The organism is Bacteroides sp. ET225 (genome assembly GCF_024733745.1).
Classification (GTDB): Bacteria; Bacteroidota; Bacteroidia; order Bacteroidales; family Bacteroidaceae; genus Phocaeicola; species Phocaeicola excrementipullorum.
Genome location: NZ_JANRHN010000017.1, coordinates 15,365 through 40,151, shown reverse-complemented (window position 1 = coordinate 40,151; position 24,787 = coordinate 15,365). Strand labels below are relative to the sequence as shown.

Annotated in this window: 14 protein-coding genes; 2 read left to right on the top strand and 12 right to left on the bottom strand. The window is 46.2% G+C overall.

All coding sequences use genetic code 11. The features are described from left to right. Positions 1 to 16 precede the first annotated feature (16 nt). The 8 genes from NW212_RS08800 to hflX form a co-directional block, all read right to left on the bottom strand. Entirely contained in the window at positions 17 to 1,696 is a 1,680-nt protein-coding gene (locus NW212_RS08800; RefSeq protein WP_258338281.1) for a putative transporter, read from the bottom strand. Between the two features lie 279 nt (positions 1,697 to 1,975). Beyond that, on the bottom strand, positions 1,976 to 4,015 hold the full coding sequence (locus NW212_RS08795) for a M13 family metallopeptidase (RefSeq protein WP_258338280.1): 2,040 nt from the start codon (positions 4,013 to 4,015) through the stop codon (positions 1,976 to 1,978). 20 nt (positions 4,016 to 4,035) lie between these two features. Continuing rightward, positions 4,036 to 5,973 carry an ABC-F family ATP-binding cassette domain-containing protein gene (locus NW212_RS08790; protein WP_258338279.1) on the bottom strand — a complete coding sequence of 646 codons (1,938 nt, stop codon included), beginning with the start codon at positions 5,971 to 5,973 and terminating at the stop codon, positions 4,036 to 4,038. Positions 5,974 to 6,061: 88 nt separating this feature from the next. Further along, positions 6,062 to 7,015, bottom strand: coding sequence for a transporter (locus NW212_RS08785; protein WP_258338278.1), 954 nt, complete (start codon positions 7,013 to 7,015; stop codon positions 6,062 to 6,064). Between the two features lie 60 nt (positions 7,016 to 7,075). Continuing rightward, entirely contained in the window at positions 7,076 to 8,719 is a 1,644-nt protein-coding gene (locus NW212_RS08780; RefSeq protein WP_258338277.1) for a fumarate hydratase, read from the bottom strand. Positions 8,720 to 9,015: 296 nt separating this feature from the next. Then, positions 9,016 to 10,563, bottom strand: coding sequence for a TlpA disulfide reductase family protein (locus NW212_RS08775; RefSeq protein WP_258338276.1), 1,548 nt, complete (start codon positions 10,561 to 10,563; stop codon positions 9,016 to 9,018). Between the two features lie 23 nt (positions 10,564 to 10,586). Then, complete coding sequence (locus tag NW212_RS08770) at positions 10,587 to 12,575, bottom strand: DUF4954 family protein (RefSeq protein ID WP_258338275.1); 1,989 nt, start codon at positions 12,573 to 12,575, stop codon at positions 10,587 to 10,589. After that, complete coding sequence (gene hflX / locus NW212_RS08765) at positions 12,572 to 13,831, bottom strand: GTPase HflX (protein ID WP_258338274.1); 1,260 nt, start codon at positions 13,829 to 13,831, stop codon at positions 12,572 to 12,574. Before hflX ends, NW212_RS08770 begins: the two co-directional genes overlap by 4 nt. Before the next feature lie 273 nt (positions 13,832 to 14,104). Between hflX and NW212_RS08760 the strand changes: the two genes are divergently transcribed. Then, complete coding sequence (locus NW212_RS08760) at positions 14,105 to 14,557, top strand: cupin domain-containing protein (protein ID WP_258338273.1); 453 nt, start codon at positions 14,105 to 14,107, stop codon at positions 14,555 to 14,557. A 33-nt stretch (positions 14,558 to 14,590) separates the two neighbouring features. Here the strand turns inward: NW212_RS08760 and NW212_RS08755 are convergent, their stop codons facing one another. The 4 genes from NW212_RS08755 to NW212_RS08740 all read right to left on the bottom strand — a co-directional run bounded on the left by NW212_RS08755 (position 14,591) and on the right by NW212_RS08740 (position 21,376). Beyond that, positions 14,591 to 14,821 carry a hypothetical protein gene (locus tag NW212_RS08755; protein WP_258338272.1) on the bottom strand — a complete coding sequence of 77 codons (231 nt, stop codon included), beginning with the start codon at positions 14,819 to 14,821 and terminating at the stop codon, positions 14,591 to 14,593. Between the two features lie 313 nt (positions 14,822 to 15,134). Next, positions 15,135 to 16,748 carry a SusD/RagB family nutrient-binding outer membrane lipoprotein gene (locus NW212_RS08750; protein ID WP_258338271.1) on the bottom strand — a complete coding sequence of 538 codons (1,614 nt, stop codon included), beginning with the start codon at positions 16,746 to 16,748 and terminating at the stop codon, positions 15,135 to 15,137. A gap of 12 nt (positions 16,749 to 16,760) precedes the next feature. After that, positions 16,761 to 19,763, bottom strand: a complete 3,003-nt coding sequence (locus NW212_RS08745; protein ID WP_309148245.1) for a SusC/RagA family TonB-linked outer membrane protein — start codon at positions 19,761 to 19,763, stop codon at positions 16,761 to 16,763. Between the two features lie 446 nt (positions 19,764 to 20,209). After that, positions 20,210 to 21,376 carry a site-specific integrase gene (locus NW212_RS08740; RefSeq protein WP_258338269.1) on the bottom strand — a complete coding sequence of 389 codons (1,167 nt, stop codon included), beginning with the start codon at positions 21,374 to 21,376 and terminating at the stop codon, positions 20,210 to 20,212. A gap of 318 nt (positions 21,377 to 21,694) precedes the next feature. Between NW212_RS08740 and NW212_RS08735 the strand changes: the two genes are divergently transcribed. Beyond that, the gene (locus NW212_RS08735; protein WP_258338268.1) at positions 21,695 to 24,784 is read left to right on the top strand and encodes a TonB-dependent receptor; all 3,090 of its coding nucleotides are present in this window, start codon (positions 21,695 to 21,697) and stop codon (positions 24,782 to 24,784) included. The last annotated feature ends 3 nt before the right edge of the window (positions 24,785 to 24,787 follow it).

The window sequence follows — 24,787 nt, the reverse complement described above, 5'->3', positions numbered from 1 at the left end:
CTCCACCTTTCCTTTTCTAAACAGCCAAAAGCAATATCAGTAACTGAGCTGTCAAAATACGCAAAAACATAGCCAATGGATAAACCGTTGAATAACCTACCGCCGGAGCGTCATTTCCAGAGGTCTGGTTGGCATAAGCCAATGCAGGGGGGTCTGTGTTGCTTCCGGCAATAAGTCCCATCAGCGTAAAATAATTGACCTTATGATGCCAACGTGCCACCGCACCAATGATAATCAGAGGCAGGAAGGTTATCAGGAATCCGACCCCCACATAAAGCAGCCCGTCGCCCTCAATGACTGTCTGCACAAAATTCTCTCCCGCCTTGATTCCGACACTTGCAAGAAAGAGAACCAGGCCGACCTCACGAAGCATCAGATTTGCACTCATGGTAGTATAAGTGACCAGCTTCACTTTATAGCCGAAACGTCCTATCAGGATAGAAATGATAAGCGGACCACCGGCAAGACCCAACTTCACCGGAGTAGGCATACCCGGAATGGCAATAGGCAGACTGCCGAATATGATACCGCAGAGAATACCTGCGAAGATAGTCACGATGTTCGGATGGTCAAGACGCTTCAACTGATTACCCAGCAGATTGGCTACGCGTTCGATAGCGTCCCGCGGACCGACAACCATCACACGGTCACCGACCTGCAAGCGCAGTTGGCGCGAAGCGAACAAATCCATACCCGAACGGTTCACTCGCGTCACATTTACACCGTACATACTGCTGAAATGAATCTCACCTAACGTCTTTCCGTTAATGCTGGGCTGAGTAACCAGGATACGACGCGACACCATTGTCTTGTCGTGCTGGTCGGTGATTCCCCACTCCTGCTCCACTCTCGGACCAATGAAGGCCACAATCGCTTCAGCATCATCTTCCGCACAGATAATATACATCCGGTCGCCCAAATGAAGTTCCGTCTTAGAACTAGGCGTATGCATATGTTCATTCTGGATAATGCGCGAACAAACGAAGTCACGCGCAAGGAAGTTCTGCACCTGCGACAAGGTTTTCCCGTTCAAAGCCTCGTTATGGACTTCCAGAGAAAGAGAGAACGGTTTCAGATGCGGGTTTGCTTCTTCCTGCTGCTGTATCTCTTTCATTTCCTCAGCCAAATCCACCCGGCAAAGGTAACGGATAACAATCGTAGAGAGAATAATGCCCATTACGCCCAACGGATAGGCACATGCATATCCCATAGCGATTTCCGGACCGTTGTAATGCAGCTGCTGCAACGCTTCGTTCGCAGCACCAAGTCCCGGAGTATTGGTCACCGCACCGCAAAGGATACCCACCAGCATCGGAATCTCAATGCGGCCCTGCAATGCATAATAGCAGACTAAAGCTACGGCAATATTCAGCGCCACCACACCGACAGCCAGAAGGTTCAGCGTTATACCTCCTTTCTTGAATGATGAGAAAAAAGACGGACCTACCTGAAGACCGATACAGTAGACAAACAGAATAAGTCCAAAATCTTGCAGGAATGAAAGAATGGCCGGATTACCGGTAAAGCCAAAGTGTCCGGCCAGGATTCCAGCAAACAAAACAAAAGTTACTCCAAGCGATATGCCGAAGAACTTAATTTTTCCCAACAACACCCCTAAAGTGATGACAAATGCATAAAGCGCCACTATATGGGCGATGGAATTGGGGTTTGTCAATAAATCTTGTAGCCAATTCATAATATTAAATCATTTCAATTTGCTGACAAATGTAACCAATTAAAAGCAACATGACAAACTTTTCTTTCACAATATACGAAAAGCCAGACATAAAAAAGCCGGACATAAAAAGCCGGACATTCCCTATGACTCGCACAAAAACACGCCCGCTCCTTCAGTTATACCAGAAGTAAGACACGGCCTTTGCCGTTGAAACGGACACGGACATCCATTAAAAAAATATCCCGATGCCATCTGCCGGCACCGGGATACCTGTTGGGGATATTGAAATTTTCTGCATTACCAGATGTTCACGCGCTTTTCCGGAGCAACATACAAAGAATCGTCTGCAGTAATGCCGAACGCATCATACCATGCCTGGATGTGAGGAAGCGCACCGTTCACGCGCCATTTGCCCAAAGAGTGAGGATCAGACTTGGTATACACGCGGATCTGCTCGTCACGGATGTTCCCGGCCCACAAAGTGGCGTAAGCGATAAAGAAACGCTGCTGCGGAGTGAATCCTTCCTTCACTTCCAAAGGAGCATCCTTCGTTGCATTCTGGAATGCCAGATAAGCCACATTCAGACCTCCATGATCTGCAAGGTTCTCACCCAATGTCAGCTGGCCATTGCCATGCAGTCCCGGAAGCACTTCGATGTTGTTAAAGAAATCAACCATAACCTGGGCACGTTCCTTGAAACGTTCCGCGTCACCTTCGGCCCACCAGTCTTTCAAATTTCCGTCCTTATCGAACTGGCGGCCCTGATCATCGAATCCGTGAGTCATTTCATGGCCGATAACCACACCGATGGCACCGTAGTTGGCTGCATCGTCAGCATCCATATTGAAGAAAGGAGGCTGAAGAATAGCTGCGGGGAAACAGATTTCGTTTGTAGACGGATTGTAATAAGCATTTACAGTCTGCGGGGTCATCAGCCACTCTTCTCTGTCCACCGGCTTGCCCAAACGGCTGATCATATCATTGAATCCCCATTCAGAAGCACGGCAAACATTCGCCCAATAAGAATCTTTCTTGACTTCCAGCTTTGAATAGTCCTTCCACTTGTCCGGATAGCCCACCTTTACATGGAAAGCAGCCAGTTTTTCATGTGCCTTGACTTTCGTACTGTCACTCATCCACTCCTGCGCATCGATACGTTCGCCCAAAGCTACCTGCAAGTTATTGACAAGCTTCACCATACGCTCCTTTGCAGCTGCCGGGAAATATTTCTCTACGTACATTTGTCCAACCAGCTCGCCCAACATGCCGTTTACTGAATTTACCGCACGTTTCCAGCGAGGCTGGTTCACCTGACGGCCCGACAGCACTTTTCCGTAGAAATCAAAGCGGGCAGCCACGAAATCATCGCTCAAGCAAGAAGCCGCTGCATCAAGCAGATTATATTCCAGATAAGAAACATGCTTTGATACCGGCAAAGCGTTTATCAAACGCGCAACTTCCTGAATCGGTTCCACCTGCTCCACATTCAATTCTGTCGGAGGCTGAATACCCAGTCCGATCATGAAAGCGTTCCAGTCAATGCCAGGAATCTGCTTCTTCAGATCAGCATAAGACATCTTGTGGTAGTTAGCTTCCGGATCCCTCAATTCGGTTGCACTGCGGGACTTCTTTGCGATGCTTGTTTCTATTTCCATTACATCAGCCACCTTCTGCTGCGCTTCTGCCTCAGAGAAACCGGCCAGCGTAAACAGTTTGCCGATGTATTTCTTATATTCATTACGGATGTTTTCAGTGATGCTGTCTGTATCCAGATAATATTCTTTTTCGCCCAAGTTGATGCCACCTTGTCCCATCTGGAATATATTCAGCGCACTGTTCTTCGGGTCTGCATATACATAGAAACTGAAATACGTACCTATACCTTGGTTGCGGCGCATCTCGACAGCCATCGGAATAATCTGCTTTTTGTCGGTCAGGGCAGCAATCTTATCAAGCATCGGCTTGATTGGCGTGTATCCCTGCTCATTCAAAGCGACACTGTCCATCGCCATATTGTAGAGATCGCCGACTTTCTGTGCTGTTGTACCCTGCTCATTCTGCTGTGCAGCCAATCCTTCGATCAGTTCTCGCAACTGCTTCTGGTTGTTTTCTGCCAGCTGGTCAAATGTGCCGTAACGGGAATATTCGGCAGTCAGCGGATGCGCTTCGTTCCATCCGCCACATGCATAGCGGAAAAAGTCCTGACCTGCCGACACTGTAGTGTCCATATTTGCCAAGTCAATGCCCGAAGTATTTTTTACTTCTTTTTGTCCGCCGCAACTTGACAATACAGCCAAAGTCATTGCAGCCACGGTCAAATAATTTTTCTTGTTCATAATCTGTTTATTTTAAATAATCAATTCCTTTCCATACCCTCCAGTTCCAGCGAAGCGTTCTCCCATTCTTCTTCAGCCTCAGCTATCTGCTTTTTGATCCGTTGATGCTCTTCATAAAGCTTTACATCAGAAGCCCCTTCGGGAGTAGACATTCTCGTTTCCAGTTCTGCGACCTGCGCTTCAAGCTTCTCAATACGTTTTTCACAATCCGCAACCAGTTTCTCCAGTTTGCGCACCTTTTTGTTCTGCTCTTTCCGCTCTTCATACGAAAGTTTGCTTTCGGTTGGAAGAATTTCCTTTTTCTCCTCTACAGCCGCAGGCGATTTGGAAAGCTGCAGCTCGTCAAGGTTTTCTATCTTCTTTTTCTGAAGGAAGTCATAGATGCCTCCCAGATGTTCACGAACCTCACCTCCGCCAAACTCATAAACTTTAGAAACCAGACCGTCCAAGAAATCACGGTCGTGAGAAACAACAATTACCGTTCCGTCAAACTCCTTGATCGCTTCTTTCAGAACGTCTTTTGACCGCATATCCAAATGGTTGGTAGGCTCGTCGAGAATCAACAGATTGACAGGCTCCAGCAGCAGACGAATCATGGCCAGGCGGCTCCGCTCTCCACCGGAAAGCACTTTCACCTTCTTGTCCGAGGCTTCACCGCCAAACATAAAGGCACCCAGTATATCACGGATCTTCAAACGGACATCGCCTTTCGCCACACGGTCTATCGTATCGAATACCGTCAGATTCTCGTCAAGCAACTGTGCCTGGTTTTGTGCAAAATAGCCGATCTGCACATTATATCCGATCTTCAGGTTTCCTTCGTAAGGAATCTCTCCCATGATACACTTGACCAAAGTAGACTTACCTTCTCCGTTCTTGCCGACAAACGCAACCTTGTCACCCCTGTGAATTGTAAGATTCACGTCATGAAAAACAACGTGATTTCCATACGCTTTCTTTACATCCTCACAGATCACGGGATAGTCGCCAGACCGGACAGCGGGCGGAAACTTCAGATGCAAAGCCGAATTGTCCTCCTCGTCTATTTCTACAGGCACGATCTTTTCCAACTGCTTGATACGGCTCTGCACCTGCACGGCTTTGGTAGCCTTGTAACGGAAACGCTCGATAAAATCTTCGGTTTCCTTTATTTCTTTCTGCTGGTTTTCGTAGGCGCGCAACTGTTGTTCGCGACGCTCCTTGCGCAATACAACATACTCGTCATAAGGAACCTTGTAATCATAAATGCGCCCGCATGAGATCTCAATGGTGCGGTTAGTCACATTATTGATAAATGCCCGGTCATGGCTGACAAGCACGACAGCTCCCGTACTCGTTTTCAGAAAGTTCTCCAACCACTGGATGCTTTCGATATCCAGATGGTTGGTCGGCTCGTCAAGCAACAGCACATCGGGACGCCTCAACAGAATCTTTGCAAGTTCGATACGCATGCGCCAGCCGCCGCTAAACTCCGAAGTGGGACGGTCGAAATCACTGCGCACGAAACCAAGCCCCATCAATGTACGTTCAATGCTTCCCTTGTAGTTCGTTCCGCCCAGCATAAGAAAGCGCTCGTTTTCGTGCGTGAAACGATCAATCAGCTGATGGTAGCTTTCCGAATCATAATCCGTACGCTCCGCCAGTTCCCTGTTCATCCGATCCAGACTCTGCTGCATCTCAAAAATATGACTGAAAGCCGTTTCTGCCTCTTCCATCACCGTATGCGTATCGCTCAACACCATCACCTGAGGCAAGTATCCTACCGTTACGCCACGCTGTACTGCAACGGTTCCGTCAGTAGGATTCTGAAGACCGGCAAGAATCTTCAGCATAGTCGATTTTCCCGCTCCGTTCTTTCCCACCAATGCTATGCGGTCTTTCTTGTTTATCACGAAAGAAACGTCTTCAAACAAAGGTGTTGCCCCAAATTCAACTTTCAGTCTTTCTATCGAAATCATAAAAATACTCTTCAACTTTACAAAGTGCTCGCAAAGTTACAACTTTTCAAGCAATATCACGTAAATGCAATTCGTTTTTTGCCTTTCATTACCTTTCAGTCCGTTTCCGTAGCCTATACAATTGATAAGAATTAACAATATTGTGCCATACACTATAAAATCCGGCAGCGATTGATGTTACGGGAGTAAAAAAAGTATATCCGAGCCAAATGGCAAAAACAGTATTCTTCTGCCCCAACGCCTGACCGGCACTGATCGAATCGCCATAACAGTTTCCAATCCGCTTGCCAAAATAAAATTGCGCAATGCAGCATAGAAAAGAAACAACGGCAAGGCCTATCTGATACCATACAGCAACCTCACTATGCACGATGCTCTTCACCGTCAGCGCAATTGCCAGCATCAAAGCAACCGCCCACATGTAAAACGACACATTCTGCATGCCGGCCAGCCTGGCATGGAGTTTCGGACAAAGGAAACGCAACAATACGGCCAAGACAAACGGGCAAAGCAACATAGGAAACACTTTTCCCATAATTCTTGTAAAAGATACGCCGAACGATTCGCCCGCGTTCGGACTCAGCAACGGCACGACCAACGGTATCAGCAAGGCCGCCAAAAAATTGACAAGGATCGTATAAGTGGTAACCCGTGCCGCACTTCCTCCCAATTTAAACGTAATGACCGCACTGGCAGTAGCCGTGGGGCAAATCAGACAAAGCATGGCACCCTCCACCAGCACCCGCCCTGAGAAACCCGGGAAACAGACAAGCAGCAGCCCGAGAAGCAAGAAACATCCGCCTTGTATCAGCAGCAGCCAGACATGCCACTTGCAAGGATGCAGATCCTGAAAGCTTATCTTACAGAACGACAGCAGAAGCATACAGAATATCAGCATCGGCTGTACGATATCAACAGCCCTCAACACATAAGGTTTGGCAGGAGCCAGCCAGGGAATATTCACATAAACAAAATAAATCAGCACACCCATTCCCATCGCGATGGGCAATGTCCAATTCCTGCAAAAACGAAGAACATCCATAGGACTAAATAAAAATGGCGGGCATTTCGCCCGCCTATACATTTATATATTACTACAATATCACTTGCAGTTGCCCGCACAACGAGGCTTGATCTGCTTAAAGAAGTCATTGCCCTTGTTGTCCACCAGAATGAATGCCGGGAAGTCTTCCACTTCAATCTTCCAGATAGCTTCCATTCCAAGTTCAGGATATTCTACACACTCTATGCTCTTGATGTTGTTCTGAGCCAGAATTGCAGCAGGACCTCCGATAGAGCCGAGATAGAAACCTCCATGTTTCTTGCAGGCATCTGTCACTGCCTGGCTGCGATTGCCTTTTGCCAGCATGATCATACTGCCCCCATGGCTCTGGAACAAGTCGACATAGGGATCCATACGGCCCGCTGTAGTCGGTCCCATCGAACCGCATGCCATTCCTTTCGGAGTTTTGGCAGGTCCGGCATAATAGATCGGATGGTCTTTGATATACTGCGGAAGCTCCTCGCCCCTGTCCAGACGTTCTTTCAATTTAGCATGAGCGATATCACGCCCTACGATAATCGTACCGTTCAATGACAGACGAGTAGCCACCGGATACTTGTCGAGTTCGGCAAGTATTTCATTCATCGGACGGTTCAGGTCAATCCGCACAGCGTTGCCTTCGCCCGCCTGACGCAATTCTTCCGGAATCAGCTCGCCCGGATTTGAGTCCAGCTTCTCAATCCAGATACCGTCCTTATTGATCTTGCACTTGATGTTGCGGTCAGCAGAGCAAGATACGCCCAGTCCCACCGGACAAGAAGCGCCGTGACGAGGCAGACGGATAATGCGTACATCATGCGCATAGTATTTGCCTCCGAACTGAGCGCCCAAACCGATATTGTGAGCTGCTTCCAGCACTTTCTTTTCAAGTTCGACATCACGGAAGGCACGGCCATACTCATTGCCTGTAGTAGGCAGATTATCATAGAAGTGAGTAGAAGCCAGTTTCACCGTCAGCAAGTTTTTCTCGGCCGAAGTGCCTCCGATAACAAACGCAATATGATAAGGAGGACAAGCTGCCGTACCCAGCGTTTTCATTTTCTCAACCAGGAACGGAACCAAAGTTTCCGGATTCAAGATGGCTTTTGTTTCCTGATACAAATACGTCTTGTTGGCAGAACCGCCACCTTTCGTTACGCACAGGAATTCGTATTCCATTCCTTCGGTAGCTTCCAGATCAATCTGTGCAGGAAGGTTGCAGCGAGTGTTCACTTCATCATACATTGTCAGCGGCGCATTCTGAGAATAGCGCAGGTTGTTCTCGGTGTATGTCTTGTAGACTCCAAGCGACAAAGCCTCTTCATCACAATAGCCTGTCCATACCTGCTGTCCCTTTTCACCGTGAATGATGGCAGTCCCCGTATCCTGACAGAAAGGCAAAACACCTTTTGCAGCCACTTCCGCATTGCGCAAGAAAGTCAGAGCAACATACTTGTCGTTCTCGCTCGCTTCCGGATCATGCAGAATCTTGGCCACCTGTTCGTTATGCGAACGGCGCAACATAAAAGAAACATCATGAAAAGCGGCGTTAGCCATAGCCGTAAGACCCTCTTTTTCAATCTTTAAGATAGGTTTTCCTTCAAACTCACTTACAGACACATAGTCTTTTGTAAGCAGATAGTATTCAGTCGTATCCTTACCTTTTTCGAACATCGGCTGATACTTGAATTCTGGTGTTGCCATAATAAATATGAATTAATTGTTAGTTATCGTGAGGCAAAGTTACAAAGTATTATTGAAATTTTTCCTTAAATCCTGCTTAAAAATTCGCCCAAGTTTATGCCTGAAAACAGAAACTTTTCCACAGGATCTCTATCTCCAGCCTAAAGATATATATATCTAGGATAAAGATACATATCTCCAAGCTAAAGACATGTATCTTTAAGCTAAAGACCGAGAATGCCACGGCATGTTTTTCTTTTCTTCATAACCAAAATCAACCGGGCGCTGGCTGACAAAAACTATACATTCCGCACCGTTTATTCCCCAACGGCACGAAGCAGTTCCTTTTCAAGTTCATCAACGCCGGGAAAGCCCACATAACGACGCTGAAGCTTTCCGTCATGGCTGATAATCAAGTAAGCCGGTATGCCTGTCACACCATAGGCGGAACAGAGGTACTTCCACTGCGCGTCATTCAGACGATAGTGCACACCCGTCATTTCCTTCAAATTATCTTTCCACGTATTTTCAGGAGAAGACGGGCCAGTCAGGTAGACATATACCACATCTTCATCAGCAAGTTTCTTCTTCAGCGGAAGAACAGACTTCATGCTTTTCTTGCACGGACCGCACCAGGTAGCCCAAAAATCAATCAATATGGCATGGCCCTTGTGCGCAGAAATAATCTGAGGCAAAATGTCAGCACCTGCAACATTACTTCCGAGCGAAGCTATCACAGCCCCCTGCATCGACCGGCTGCGCGCTGCCTGCGAACGCAAGTCTGTTTCCTTTTGCAGAACATAACTGGCAATATCCTTCAATTCGAGTCCTTTCAGAATTTTCTTGTCAGCAAAAGATAGTTCTGAATTTTTAAGCAAGTTCTTACAGATCGGCTGTGCCTGTTCTATGTCTTTTTTCACCAGCTCCGCCATCTGTTCATTGCTGAACAATGTTTTCTCAACCGAACGATACGCTTTCAAGGCTTCTGATTCGCCTTCCGCAGCCAGCTCCGAGTTTATCAGTTCTGCGGCGCCGTCAAACCAGGCTTTCTGTCTCTTCCCGTAATGGTCTTTATGCAAACGTGAGGCAGACATGCTTAACAATGGAAGATTGACATAAGCTGTAAACTCCTCATCAGGCACGAGAAATAATTCCATTTTTGCCTCATTCACATATAAGGTTGCCAGCGTAGGCTGAAGCAGATCTACCTCAAAATGGAACAATCCGTCATGATGAACATGGATATCTTCTCTCCATGAAGAAGGGAACAGGCCGTCAGCATACTCCAGATTCATAGCCAACCGCATGTCTGGTTCGTATCCCAACAAATAGCCGTTCACTATGGCTTTTCCTGCCGAGAATCCGGGTTCAGGCAGTTCATTGCTCCGCTTCGGCTTTCCAGTCGTCAGAAAATCCGGGACATAGACATAAGGCTCTTCACGGCTCAGCTGCACCCCCCAAATAATCCATCCGGCTTCCGGCTCCACAAAGTCCACTTCATGCACCCCTACCGGAACTGGAGCAAAAGAAAGCACCACATCCAGCCGCCCGCTTTCCGGAATCAATTCAGGTTCAGTCGTTCCGTCAATAGAAACTCCCCCTGCCTCACGCAAGCGGAAAGTCGCATTATCCGAACGCAGACATGTATGGGAAGAAATAACGACGGGCGTACCGGCCTTACCGTACATGACGGCATCCACTTGAGTCTGTTCGGCTGTAAGTATGATTTTCTTTATCTCTATATCAGAAGTGTTGGCTGTCACAAACCCCGGACGTTCAACCACTTTTTTCGTCCGGGTCTGAGCCTGCACGCCCAAAGCCAACAAACAAAACAGGAGAATGCTTCCTATATATTTCGTTGCCATAAACTTTCCTCCAGAATTCTTTGTTAAAGCAAATTCTTCAGACGGTCGATCAACTCATTACCCAATTCCGTCTTCACCTTGATATGCTCAAGCACGGCGGTAACAAACGGATTGCTTTCAAACACTCCGCGCACCTCCTCAAAATCCCGCACTTGCTCTTCCCTGCTTCCGTCAGCACCGAATCCAGTCATTGAAGTCAGTGAAAATTCTTTCTTGGCATCTTCATAAACCAACTTGTCAAGCCCGACAACGGCTTCCTGCCACCTTCTTACAATAGCCACAACATCTTTTGCCGTGACAGTATCCGGATCCAGATGATAAAACTCCAGTATCTTACCATAAGCCCATGTCCATTCATAGATGTAATAATTGGCATGCATTTCGGCAAACCGCGCATGAATTTCATCCACAGTGGTCAGCGTTCCGCTTTCAATATCGTCCATCAGACGCTCAATTTCACTCTTCGGAGCAATCAGCCCGGAAACGTCCACCCATTCGCCCTCACCCACCGAAGTGTCCGGCAGCAAGCGGCGGCGGATCTCCTCATCACTTCCGAAAGACTTTATTTCCAGACGTTTGATAATAGAGTTTCCGAGGAACTTATGTATGGCGGTTTCATAAAACTTAATGCCATTGTTCAAAGAAGAATTCTTTATTTTCGCACTCTGATACGAATAAATCTCCGATGTTTCTCCCGACACACGCGCCAGTTCCTTCAAGATATTCCGCCCTACCATCATTTTCTGAATCGTATACGGACTGAGCAAATTATAATTGATCTGATCCAGTTTGCAAGGATCCTTGCGCTGGTCGCGCTTCGGCCATTTCTGCGCATCACGAATCGTACCAACACTGCGCAGATTCACTCCAGGCACCAGATAAGTGGTATTCTTGTCTTCTATCAGATAAGAAAACGGCAGATTCGACGTATCCGGATGAGCGACATGACGCCCCATAACCAACGAAAACGCACCGATACGCGCAGGCCACAGAATATACGAATCGGATGTCGTTTTCGCTCCCCGCTCAAGCGCACCCTGATGAATGGGGCCCAACTTATACATATGGTTGCTTTGGTTCGAACCGGAACCGGCGTTCATGAACGAGAACATGCCGGCAATAAGCAAAGTCGATTTATGGTGAGTCACCGTAAACGGACCTGCAAAAATAGCACATGCCTCACCGTTTTCTTCCTGGCAATTGCTGAAGAAAAGCGAATCAGAAGCAGAATAAGTATGTCCCAGATGACAGGCCTGCCCCACAAAACAACGGGCAAGCATTGTGCCGTCCTCCACATGCGAACCGCTCGAAATGATAAAATCATCGCAAATAACTCCATATCCGATATGTACCGGGGCATACTGGTTGCTGTTCACACTACCGTTTTTCAAGCGGCCCGCACCTTCTATCTGGCAATAATCTCCGATGCGCACATTCTTTATATAACCGGAATTGACAATCGTGACATGGCTTCCGATCGTTCCGGTTGCAGAGGCGTGCCTCTCGGCATAATCCTCTACAATCCGCTTCATCCGCTCAATCAGTTTGGGGCGGTGGCGATACAGTGCCATGATATATGCCTGGTGTGCAGACAAACGGTCGTGAATATACACCTCACGCCCGCCAGTTTCATTCAGCACAGATACTTCTACACCATTTCCAAAACGGCTCCGTCCATCCACAAGGATAATATCCACATTCTCGATGAATGTGCTGTCGCCAATCTCATAATTGGCGATATAATTCTTCACATTTTCGATATAGCAGTTATCACCGACCACCACATTATATAATGTAGCATAATACAGTCCGGAATGTTTGGTTATCCCTCCGGCAAGCCTGAACTCCTTATCAAAGCATCCCAGGCGGATTTCTCCGGAAAAACGGATATGATGTATATGGTCAGGACGGAAACCATCCGTCACCTTCACCATACTCCAGTCGGAAGCCATGCAGTGCTGCGCTTCCAGCCGTGAGATTTCTTCAGCCGTAAGTGAACGATATTGCTTCATTGTTCGTCGTCGTAAGTTTGATACAAAAAGTCATTATAAGGATACTTCTGCACATGAAGCTGCTTTACCTTCTTGTACAGCAACGCGCGGAATTCTTCCAGATTGGTCTTCTCCCGTGCAGAGATAAAGATGCAGTTATCATCCAGCTTCGCCATCCATGTACGCATCAGTTCATCCAGCGTAATGTTTTCTTTCGTCCTGGGAGTCAAATCATCCTCGTCTTTCTCTATATAAGAGTAAGCGTCAATCTTGTTGAAGACAATCATGGTCGGCTTTCCGCCCGCTCCGATATCAGCTACCGTTTTGTCGACCACCTGAATCTGTTCTTCAAAGTCGGGATGCGAAATGTCAACCACATGCACCAGCAAATCCGCTTCGCGAACTTCGTCCAGCGTCGATTTGAACGAATCGACCAAATCGGTAGGCAGTTTGCGTATGAAACCTACTGTATCCGAAAGGAGAAAAGGAAGATTCTCTATTATCACTTTACGGACAGTCGTATCGAGAGTAGCAAAAAGCTTGTTTTCTGCAAAGACATCACTTTTTGCCAGCAGGTTCATCAGTGTCGATTTTCCCACATTCGTGTATCCCACGAGCGCAACACGGATCAGACGACCGCGATTCTTACGCTGTGTAGACTTCTGCGTATCTATTTCCGCCAAACGCTGTTTCAACAGCGACATGCGGTTCAGAATAATACGGCGGTCCATTTCGAGCTGCGTTTCACCGGGACCGCGAAGCCCTACCGAACCTTTTCCTCCGCCCGCACCGGAGCCTCCGCCCTGACGTTCCAGGTGAGTCCACAACCGTTGCAGGCGTGGCAGCATATATTTATATTGTGCCAGTTCCACCTGCGTCTTGGCGTTTGCAGTCTGCGCGCGCATTGCAAAAATGTCCAAAATCAATGAAGTCCGGTCCAGAATCTTCACGTTCAATTCTTTCTCGATGTTTCTGATCTGTTTCGCAGAAAGTTCATCATCAAAAATCACCATTCCGATCTCAGTGTCTTCGCTTTCATTCTGCACAGCCAAATACTCCTTGATTTCCTGCAGTTTACCTTTTCCCACATAAGTTACAGAGTTGGGAGTGTCGATTTTTTGCGTAAAGCGTTTCACAACCTCCGCCCCTGCCGTTTCTGCGAGGAAAGCCAGTTCGTCCAAATATTCGTTCGTCTTGCGTTCATTCTGAGTCTGCGTAATCAAACCCACCAGCACAGCCTTTTCGGTCTGCGCGTCAGATATAACAAATTCTTTCATTCAATGTGATTCAACTATTCAATCGCAAACTTAAATAAAATTCTTGATTTTATATATTTCTGAAATAACTTTTTATGAATTACTTGATTGAAAGCACGCCGCAGAAAAGCAACGCGTCTTACAACATGCAATCCACCACAAAACTATTGTCTGCGCATAAAATACCGCGCCTGCATGAATTTTACGGAAAGTACCGTTCGCCATATGCCAAAACTTCGTAACTTTAGCCACAAAAAACAATTCACATTCAAACAACTCTGAAAATCGTCAATTATGAAAAGCTTAAAGTTTTGTACATTGCTGATCGGAATGTTTCTCGCTGCAGGAACAAACACGCATGCCACCAATCTGGAAAACAGCGACAAGTCTTCCGCAACGGCAAAGAAAACGCGAAGTGAAACATTCGTCTACTCAGACAAGCAGTCCTGGGAACCGGCGGGAAAAGGCGTAACACGACAGGTGATGGGGTATGACGGCCAGGTAATGATGGTTAAAGTGAAATTTGAGAAAGGTGCAGTAGGCACTTTACACACACATTATCATACCCAAACAACTTATGTTGCCAGCGGCAAGTTTGAATTCACCGTCGGCGGTGAAACAAAGACCGTAGAAGCCGGCGACGGCATCTATATGGAACCAGACGTTCCGCACAGCTGCACCTGTCTGGAAGCCGGTATGCTGATAGACTGCTTCTCGCCGATGCGGGCGGACTATCTGACAAAATGAAAAGATGCCCCAACAGAAGCAATGCAACCAGGCTCATCCAGCCTTACGCAACTCGTCATCAGACTTTATAGAGGTTACTAGTCGGCTTTTTGCCACACACCAGTAGCCAAGATGAGTATTTCCCAATTGATATGCCTGCCAGTCAAGAGCACCCCATTTCTTTAGGACAGGCACTTTGCCCTTGACATTCTTCCATGAGTTCCAGATACACATGCGTATCCGTTGCCTTAACCATTCGTCGGCATCAGTGCAAAGACGTTTCACACAAAAGGAGCATCTCAGAAACTTTATCCCTCTCACATAAGAAACGACCGTCTTCTCTCCGTTTGCTTTAAGGAAGAGTTTTCCCTCTATGAAACGAGTTCTTGATTCTTTTACACGACGGGAGGCACGTTTGGATTTACAACCATCGCATCGTCCGCATAACGGACCAAGGAAAAACCGAGGCTTTCCAACTCCTTACCCAGCTCTTTGGGCATGATGTTACTCAACAAACAACTTAAGAGGGTGCATCAAAATGTACGTTAACATACATTTTGACACACCCTCTCTTATTTCTATTTACAGGCAATATTGCTTATCGCGAGCCTTTTGCCCACCAAACATTTTCAGTAAACACATACTGTCCGTTTCCATAGGCTTCCTGTACATTCGGATTGGCGCTGACTTCATCGCTGCCATAAGGTGCTCTCAATGGAAATTTTCCCGGATTTTCCAAAGAATATACATCACGCCCTTCCGCTTTCAAACGACGGACATCATTGTATGCCTCTGTTGTTTCTCCATTGGCTCCCCACATAGCTATATATTTCTGAATCATCGTTTCTCCCAGCGGATCTGCATCAAACAACGGCGATACATTCGTATCAAAGTAGTTCTCGGCGTCACTCGCTGTCAATGCAGATGTAGAATTGGGCCGAACCGGCACTACCGTATTTGCCAAGGCATTCTGAACGTTTTCTTCCGTATTCAACATTCCGGCAACAACAGCCTCCTTGAGAGCCGTTTTCGCTTCGGATATACGGTTCAGACGAACCAAAGCCTCAGCTTTCAGAAAGAGCAGTTCATGATAGCTCATAAGGTAAGTGGGCGCACTGGCAGCCATCAGGAAAATAGAAGTATTGTAATATTCCTGCGACTGCTGCAACGTTTCGCCTCCGTTGGGCGCCATCATCGACATGAAATTAGCCTCTGTACCATCCAGCTGTTTGCAATAATACGGACTAGGCAGCGTAGCGTCGGCACCGATGGCATCTACATACACCCGATGCAGACGAGGATCCTGACGTTCCTGCAACTTTTTCGCCATGCTGGTGCTGGCTGCCGTATATTCACGGCTTGTAAAGAAGTCGAACAGCGGATTTATGTTCACATTCCCGTCATATTCCGTAAACTCAGCCTGTTCGTCTGCGCTCTGAAACGAATTGTCAACATAAGTCAGCACATTATTCAGTGCAGCTGTCTGATCTTCCGTAACATTCAGCAAACGCATAGCATACCGTGCCTTCAGTCCATAAGCAAGTTTCAGCCATTTCTGAGCATCTCCATTAAATAGAATGTCTTGAGAACCGACAGGACCGCTTCCATGATTGTCTCCCTTCGGCAGATCCTCTATCGCATCGTCCAAATAATCGTTTATTGCCGTATAGATGCTTTCCTGCGAATCGACTTCCGGAGTCATGTATTGAGGCTTTCCGTTATCCAGCTGAGCCAATGCAGCCTGCGAATAAGGCGCATCGCCAAACGCATCCGTTATCAATGCCGAGTTGATAGCCGCCAGCACTTCACCCATTCCTTTTGTAGTATAATTTTCAGGCTGTGTTCCAGTTTCCGAACATTTGTCAATAATAATGCGGGCATTTTTCAAAGTGGCATAAGTGTTGCCCCATATATTATTGAAAGTAGACGAAGAATAAACCTCTGCTACACGCATCTCCGCATTATACAACTGATTGAAAACGCCCACCTCCTGCTCTATATAAGAAGCAAAATAATGATTAAAGTCACCTCCTATATTGCTGAAGGCCGTAGAAGTGACAGCATCTGTCAGGATAAACTTGGCATCCATGCTGTGAGGATTGTCAATGTCCTGATTGATTCTGTCCATTTTGTCTTCAGAACAAGAAAGTATCATACTGCCCATCAATACCGCAGACAGACAGATTCTTATGTTTTTATATGCAATCTTCATATTTCTTGTCTATTAAAAAGTGAAAGTTAATCCAAAGCCATAGCTTGAAGATCCCGGCAGAGAGAAGCGTTCAAAAGCTCCGGCCATATTGTTGTTTCCTAAAGTTGCCTCCGGATCCAGTCCCGGCAATTGCGACCAGATGAGGATATTCCGCGCAAACACGTTTGCTGATATCTTCAGATAATCTTTATCCAACACCGGATAGCTCAGCGAGATCTCACGCAACTTGATATAAGAGTTGTCATAAACAGAGGCTTCATCGATAGAGTTCATCGCATTGAAGTATGCATAGGCATTTTCTCCTTTAATCTTGATGTCATTCGGAGAATATGTACCGTCGGCATTCTGCTTCACTGCCGGTTTCTCGAACAAGAACTCGTCCATGTTCCGGATGTCGGCAGAATGCTGGGTCACGCCGTAATAGTCAAGCACTCCCAACGTGCCGCTGTAGATCTGCCCGCCCTGCTTCCAGTCAAGCACAGCCGACAAACGGAACTTGTACAGTTCCAGAGTCGTATTGAATCCCAGGCGGAAATCCGGTGAGATCTTACCGATAACCTGCGGCTCTCCGGCCTGCGGCATACCGTTCTCATCCACAACGATATCTCCATTCTCATTGCGCAAAAAGCCTGTACCGTAGATTACGGGGAACTTGTCTCCGATGCTTGCACGAACCTGCGGAGTAACAAATCCTCCCAACATGATGCTCTGCACTCCATCAGCCAGCTTGTCTACATAATTATCTATCTTTGAGAAGTTAAATCCAAAGTCCCAATATACATTTTTCCTGTCTATCGGTTTGACCGTCAAAGTCAGTTCATGGGCATTGGTGTGGATAGAACCTCCATTTGTCACCATTTCGCTATAACCGGTAGAGGTAGAAAGAGGAACAGCAAAGATCTGGTCCTTGACATTCTGGCGCGAATAAGTATAGTTCAACGAAACCAGGCCATGCCAGAAAGCCAAGTCCAATCCGATTTCATATGATTTCGTGTTCTGCGGTTTCAGATTCGGATCATAAACCCTATAATAAGGAATATAAGATGTTACCGATCCGAACGGATACTGGATGGGCGTACCGGCAGAAAAGCCTCCACCATAAGCGGGCACAACATACAAGTTCTCGACATATTCTCCTGCCATACCTACTTCGGCATACGACCCTCTGATCTTTCCGAAAGTCAGCACATCATTCTGAAGAGCAGGAAGCTCAGTGAATATCCACCCCAATGAAACCGAAGGATAAGTAAACGAACGGTTTCCGCGAGGCATTGAAGACACTCTGTCGTTTCTTACCGTAGCATTCAGATACAGCATGTTTCTCCATGACAATGAAAGATTTCCGAAATTACCGACCGTACGTCTTTTCGTTGTGCTTTGTCCCGACTGGAAAGTGGTGGCGTTGCCGATATTGTTCCAGCCCGGGAAATTGAAGTTATATCCTTGTGCCGTGGTGACACGTGTGCTTTTATCCACCCACTCATTACCGTACATCAGGTTAAAATCAAAATCCTCGCTGATTTTCCAGTCATAGGTAACCGTAAGCAGAGAGTTCATTTCAGTTATCTGATAATCATCCTGGCGGGAATATCCCGTACTGTAACTTCTGTCACCATATCCGTAATTATCCGAATAGATGGTGCTGTAGGCATCCGCTCCCAACTGATACCTTGCGGTGAGGCTGTGATTGTCAGTGCCGAAGTCAGTGTTATACTGCACATAAGCGTTACCGAAAAAGCGCTGTGAACGCTCTACGAACGAATTGTTTTCTGTCGCCCAGTAAGCGTTGTTGAACGTTGAAGGACGATAATTGTTCTGCGTATAAGGATCCCCGTCGATGTGAGAAGGGATTCCGTTGAAGTCATAGCTTGACGGTGCTCCATAAACAGTTGCAACAATACCTTCGTTACCCGAACTTTGCTTCTTGATTTTTGAAGTGATAAAATTACCGCTGAATCCGGTAGTCCAGTTTTTCGTCAGATTTGCCGTCGCGTTCAACTTTACATTGTAACGGTCCATACCTGTATTCGGAATAATTCCGTCTGAGGTGCTGTTACCCAACGAGAAAGAATAATATCCTTTGTCAAAAGCCTGAGAAACATTGACATTGTTGCTCCAGGAAACGCCCGTATTGAAGAATTCCTTTGCATTGTCATAAGCCTGAGGCACAGCCCAAGGATCCAATCCGGCCGCTGCCCGCTGCGGAACATAGTACATTCCTTCGTGCATTCCGTATTGCTGCGTATAGGCATTGCTTACATTTCCACCATACGTAGCATCATTGGCCAGTTCAGATATTTTGGGTCCCCATGCAGTCGAAGCGTTCGGATCAAACACGCCGTTCATGCCTTGAGCGTATTCTTTCTGAAATTCAGGCAATGTAGAAACCTTGTCAAAAGACAAGTTCGTCTTAAATGTCACGCTCGGCTTGCCCTTAGAAGCCCCTTTTCCGCTTTTAGTGGTAATGACAATGACACCGTTTGACGCACGCATCCCATAAAGTGCAGAGGCAGCTTGCCCCTTCAATATATTAATGCTCTCAATGTCATTCGGGTCCAAGTCTACAGCACGGTTTGCAAAGTCCGCGCCAGCCACACTTCCTGTATTTCGCGCATCCGTGTCAATATCAGCAGCCGAAGAAATAGGCATTCCGTCAACGACATACAATGGCGTATTGTCACCTGTAAATGAGCGCACACCACGAATCACAATTTGTGACGATGCACCTGGCATACCTGACGAAGGGGTAATATCCACGCCCGACACTTTTCCCTGCAATGCAGAAGAAAGGCTTGTGCTTGCAGCCTGGGTCAACTGCTCACCCTTCACATCTTGCACTGCATAGGCCAGCGCCTTTTTCTCTTTCGATATTCCCATCGCCGTAACGACCACTTCATCCAGCATCTCATCGTCCGATTTCAGCACTACGTTTACAACCGGCTTGATATCAACCTCTTGAGTCTGCAACCCGATGAACGAAATGATCAAAGTACCGGCCGAACTGAAAAATAGCATATATTGCTGGAATACAGCATTTTGCTTCTGCCGTGAAGAGCTGGCATTTCTATTGAAAGTCAGTCTGGAAAGATATCCATGGAAGCGTTGGTACGCATGTCTTCTACCCATTTCTTTGCGTATTTCAGACAAAGAAAGAGCAACTCGTTGATTTCGTTTTCGCATGTGCTTTGTGCACTTTTGGACCATTTCTGTTTCTGTTCTTCGTCAGACTATATGCTTGCTTGAAACAGGTTAAACGTTGCAATTAATTTTATTCGTTATCTTGACTAAAAGACCGCGGTCTTTCACTTAAAATTACCCGTCATCTTAATCAAGATTACCCGTTATTTTAAATTGCAGATTGCACTCATTCAAATCATGCTTGACAGATTCATCGAATTCAAAACGATTCCTTTATATTGTCTGCCGTTGCATTCTATTTTCAAATGCGCCGGCTCGAAGTTTTAGAATTTACATTTCTTCAAGTCATTGACAATTGTTCCCGAAAATATTTCGCCGTAACCTTGGGTCGTCTTTACATTGCGATGTCCCAACAGCTTCTGCACCGTTGTTATCTGCGCTCCCAAGTAAATCAACAAGGTTGCGTTCGTATGGCGGGCGGTGTGGAAAGAGAAATGCTTACCGAGTTTTGCAAGTCCTGCTATGCCTGCAAGATCTTTATTTACAGAAGAATTCAGTTTCAGATTGAAAAAAGAATTGAGTTTGTTTCTGTATCTGTACAATATATCGGCTGCCTTTCCGTTGAAAAGCAAATACAATGGTATGCTGACCTCCGTGCCTGTCTTGACAGTTTTAAATTTCAGCCAAAGTTTTCCGTTCAGCCGGATAATGTTGTTGGCTGAAAGATGCGTAAAATCAGAGTATCTGAGTCCGGTATAGCAACAAAAAAGAAAAGCATCGCGTGAATGTTCCAACTTTTGATTTTTTCCTGCCAGTTCGAGATTCTCTATCCGCTTCAATTCATCGGGCAATAGAAATGTGTGTCTGCTAGCGCCCGTTTTGATGACATATTTTTTAAAAGGATAACTTCCTTGGCTCATATAGTTCCGTTTGATTGCTTCGTTTACAATGCTGCGCAAATGGCGCATGTGTTTGGCTATAGTGTTAATGCCATAAGCCTTTTCCTTTTGCATGAAACATTCGAAATTCTGGAGAAAATTATAGGTAATGTCATCAAACGAAGCTGAAGGGGCGAATTGCTCCAGTACATCCAATGTGGTCAGGATATTCTTTTTCGTGCTTTCTTTTTTCATTGAGTTCTCTACCCATTTTCTACCGAATCCGGCAAACAAGTTTGAATCGTCATTGATATCACTCGGGCTTTGCTTAAAAAACGAGAGCGAAACAGGCATTCCTTTCTTCCATAGTTCAAGTTCTTTCCACTGCAATTTCAGAATCATTTCGTCAAGCATTCTGTTGAGTTCCTCCATTTGCGGATGTGAAACGATTTCCTTCTTTTTATTGTCCCATTGAAAGGGAAATACATAAATGTGCGTCGAAATGTAAACTTTGCTTTTGTTCAAATATAATTCAACCTGAATCAGTGCTTTACCTTGTGCGTTTAACTTCTTTTTACGATTGAATACCAAGCGGTAGCTTATTTTGTCCATAATGATATTGATTAAAAAAATAGGGTTGAAAAAAGATAAAAACAACGGATATACAATGGTTTTATTTATAAATTAAAAGTTAATGTTCAAATAGTTCATGCAGACACAATATTTGCGCCAAATAATTTTATATGCAAGAAATATTCACTGTAAAACGTGTATTTGGAAGAAAAATTGCGATAAAAGTGTTAAAAAGCAGTTTTTTGAATACATTCCTTGGAAAATGGTACAAAAGTCTGAAAATATATTTCTATTTTTGCAAACTGTTAGAGTGAATAAATTTTATTAATGTAAAGTTAAACTTTAAGAGAGGTTTTTATGAAAAGAAAATTGATGCTGTTAATGACCTTCCTGATGATAGGTATAGGTCTGGTAAACGCTCAAGTCAAGAAAGTGACGGGTCATGTCACTTCCGATGAGGACGGTTTACCCGTAGTGGGCGCATCAGTGTTGGTGAAGGGTACTACAGTAGGTACCGTTACTGACATTGATGGTAATTTTACATTGAACAATGTGCCAAGTTCGGCCGGTACTTTGATCATTTCGTTCATCGGGTTGCAGACGCAGGAAGTTGATATCAAGCCGGTTGTGAACGTAGTGCTGAAATCGGATTCAGAGGTGCTGGACGAAGTAATGGTGGTAGCGTACGGCACTGCAAAGAAGTCCTCGTTTACAGGGTCAGCAACCAACATCCATGCCGACCAAATAACATCAGGATCACGCGAATCTATCGACAAAGCACTCAGCGGAAAAGTAACTGGTGTCCGCATTGCATCAGCTACTGGCGACCCGGGATCCATGGGTGAAATGAATATCCGCGGTGTAGGCTCTATCAACGGTTCTACCACTCCGCTTTATGTCATCGACGGAGTGATAATGAAATCGGACAATGACATGAGCTATTACGGAAAGTCACAAAGCGTATTGAGCACGCTGAATCCGGACGATATCGAAAGCATGACCATCCTGAAAGATGCAGCTGCCGCTTCTCTGTATGGTTCGCGCGCAGCCAACGGCGTGGTAATCATCACAACAAAGAGCGGAAAGGAAGGAAAAACCCGCGTATCATACAATGGAGAAGTGGGCTGGAACAAAATGGCTGTCAACCAGTTCGAGATGATGAACGCTACAGACTACAAGAATTATGTACGCGAAGCCGTAGCCAACTACTACATGGAGCATGAAGGATTTACAGACAAGAATGCCGCATACACAGCAGCAGACACTTACAACGGAGATCCGACACAGAATGTAGGAGTCGGTGATTTCCTGTACGACACAACCGGAAAATACAGCACGAACTGGAAGGATGAGATCTACCGCACGGCAGTTACTCAAAATCACCAAGTATCGCTGAACGGAGGTAACCAAAGCACCAGATTCTACGCCGGATTCGGTTACAACAAAAGCGAAGGTATCGTACTGGGAAGTGATTTCCAACGTATTTCGGGCAGAATCAATGTAGACCAGAAAATTACAGACTGGGCTGATTTCTCTGTAAAACAGATGATCGCATCAACGACACAGAACGGATTCCGTGATCAAAACGACCAGGCGCAAGGACTCGGAACAAGCTCTCCGCTAGGTATCTTGTTTGCGATGGATCCGACAGCACCCGTAAAGAACGAAGACGGGACCTACAACGAAAACGCAGGTTACGGACAGGTAAGCAACCCCCACCTGATGTTAGGAGGCAAGGATAGCGACACTGCTATGGAATGGATTCAAAGCAAGATGTTCCGCAGCATGACCAACGCCGAACTGAGCCTGCATTTCCTCGACAAAATATTCTTCCGCTCGGTTTTCGGATACGACTATATCGATAACAAGCATTTCGAATATTGGGACCGCGACGGAGTTAACGGAGCATCTGTAGGAGGTATGGGTAGCCGCTATACATTTGAAAACTCTACGCTGACCAGCTCAAACACCTTGACTTATACGGACACATTCAAGGAGAAGCACAACTTGTCTGTCCTGTTGGGATTTGAATTGGAGAACCAGAACCTGCTGTCTATCGTAACAGTGGCGCAGAATTACTCAAACCATCTGCCCGAATTGTCTAACGGACAGCCCTCACAGGCATCCAGCAGCACGTATGGTTCGGGAATGCTGTCTTACTTCGGCAATGTCAACTACAATTTCGACGACAAGTATTATCTGTCTGGAAGCTTCCGTCGCGACGGATCTTCACGCTTGAGCAAAGAAAACCGCTGGGCAAACTTCTGGTCTATTTCTGGAGCATGGCGTCTGAGCAAGGAAGGATTCATGGAAGACATGCCTTTGTTCACAGACTTCAAGCTGAAACTCTCATACGGAACAAACGGTAATCTGCCGACCGACTACTATGGCTACAAAGACCTGTATGTAGGTTCCGGATACGGAAACAATCCGGCAATCTACTGGTATCAGTTGCCGAACGAAACGCTGACATGGGAAAAATCAAAAAACCTGAACGTAGGATTCGAGTGGAACATGTTCAACCGCGTAACTTTAAGCGCTGAATATTATCTGAAGAAAACAACCGATTTGCTCTTCAATGTCCCCACTTCATACGTAACCGGCTTCTCCAGCAAATGGGACAACTTGGGTGAACTGAAGAATGATGGTGTAGAAATCGAAATTAACTCCAAGAACATCATCCACAAAGACTTTACCTGGAACACCAACTTCAACCTGACTTATCAGCGCAGTATCGTAGAAAAGCTTCCGGATGGAGAAGACATCCAGTACGGTGACGGACAGATGTATATGCACCGCGAAGGTGAATCAATGTACAGTTTCTACCTGCCGGAATGGAAAGGCGTGAACCCCGAAACGGGATATGGAGAATTCTGGATAGACCCGAATGACCACTCGAAAGGAACAACCACCAACTATAGCGAGGCTCAGTGGGGCATTGTAGGAAAAGCGCTGCCTGATGTAATGGGTGGTATGACCAATACGTTTACCTACAAAGATTTCGATCTTTCATTCCTGATCACGTATCAGTTTGGAGGTGACATGTTTGATTATCCGAGCTATTTCTCACACCACGACGGATACCGCCTCGGTTCAATGGTGCCCGAAGCTGATGTGGCCGGAAACTACTGGACCCAGCCGGGAGATGTTGTAGACAATCCGAAACCTGTTTACGGAGGAGCTGCAACCGGACGTTCAGACCAGTTCTCAAGCCGCCACATCAAGTCGACAGACAACATCCGCCTGCGCGAACTGACAGTGGGCTACAACATCCCGATTTCTAAGAAATACATCAATCGCCTGCGCGTATATTTCCGTGCCAACAACCTTGCCATGATTTGGGCAAAGACCAAGCATGTGGATCCGGATGTTGCCATCAACGGATATCGTCAGGCTGATACACCTCAGTTGAAAAGTTGCGTATTCGGTATTAATATTGAACTTTAAAAA

What these genes read in the sequence shown, in the direction of transcription:
- NW212_RS08800 (WP_258338281.1), bottom strand. Translation starts at nt 1,696, where the DNA reads ATGAATTGGCTACAAGATTTATTGACAAACCCCAATTCCATCGCCCAT.
- NW212_RS08795 (WP_258338280.1), bottom strand. Translation starts at nt 4,015, where the DNA reads ATGAACAAGAAAAATTATTTGACCGTGGCTGCAATGACTTTGGCTGTA.
- NW212_RS08790 (WP_258338279.1), bottom strand. Translation starts at nt 5,973, where the DNA reads ATGATTTCGATAGAAAGACTGAAAGTTGAATTTGGGGCAACACCTTTG.
- NW212_RS08785 (WP_258338278.1), bottom strand. Translation starts at nt 7,015, where the DNA reads ATGGATGTTCTTCGTTTTTGCAGGAATTGGACATTGCCCATCGCGATG.
- NW212_RS08780 (WP_258338277.1), bottom strand. Translation starts at nt 8,719, where the DNA reads ATGGCAACACCAGAATTCAAGTATCAGCCGATGTTCGAAAAAGGTAAG.
- NW212_RS08775 (WP_258338276.1), bottom strand. Translation starts at nt 10,563, where the DNA reads ATGGCAACGAAATATATAGGAAGCATTCTCCTGTTTTGTTTGTTGGCT.
- NW212_RS08770 (WP_258338275.1), bottom strand. Translation starts at nt 12,575, where the DNA reads ATGAAGCAATATCGTTCACTTACGGCTGAAGAAATCTCACGGCTGGAA.
- hflX (WP_258338274.1), bottom strand. Translation starts at nt 13,831, where the DNA reads ATGAAAGAATTTGTTATATCTGACGCGCAGACCGAAAAGGCTGTGCTG.
- NW212_RS08760 (WP_258338273.1), top strand. Translation starts at nt 14,105, where the DNA reads ATGAAAAGCTTAAAGTTTTGTACATTGCTGATCGGAATGTTTCTCGCT.
- NW212_RS08750 (WP_258338271.1), bottom strand. Translation starts at nt 16,748, where the DNA reads ATGAAGATTGCATATAAAAACATAAGAATCTGTCTGTCTGCGGTATTG.
- NW212_RS08745 (WP_309148245.1), bottom strand. Translation starts at nt 19,763, where the DNA reads ATGCTATTTTTCAGTTCGGCCGGTACTTTGATCATTTCGTTCATCGGG.
- NW212_RS08740 (WP_258338269.1), bottom strand. Translation starts at nt 21,376, where the DNA reads ATGGACAAAATAAGCTACCGCTTGGTATTCAATCGTAAAAAGAAGTTA.
- NW212_RS08735 (WP_258338268.1), top strand. Translation starts at nt 21,695, where the DNA reads ATGAAAAGAAAATTGATGCTGTTAATGACCTTCCTGATGATAGGTATA.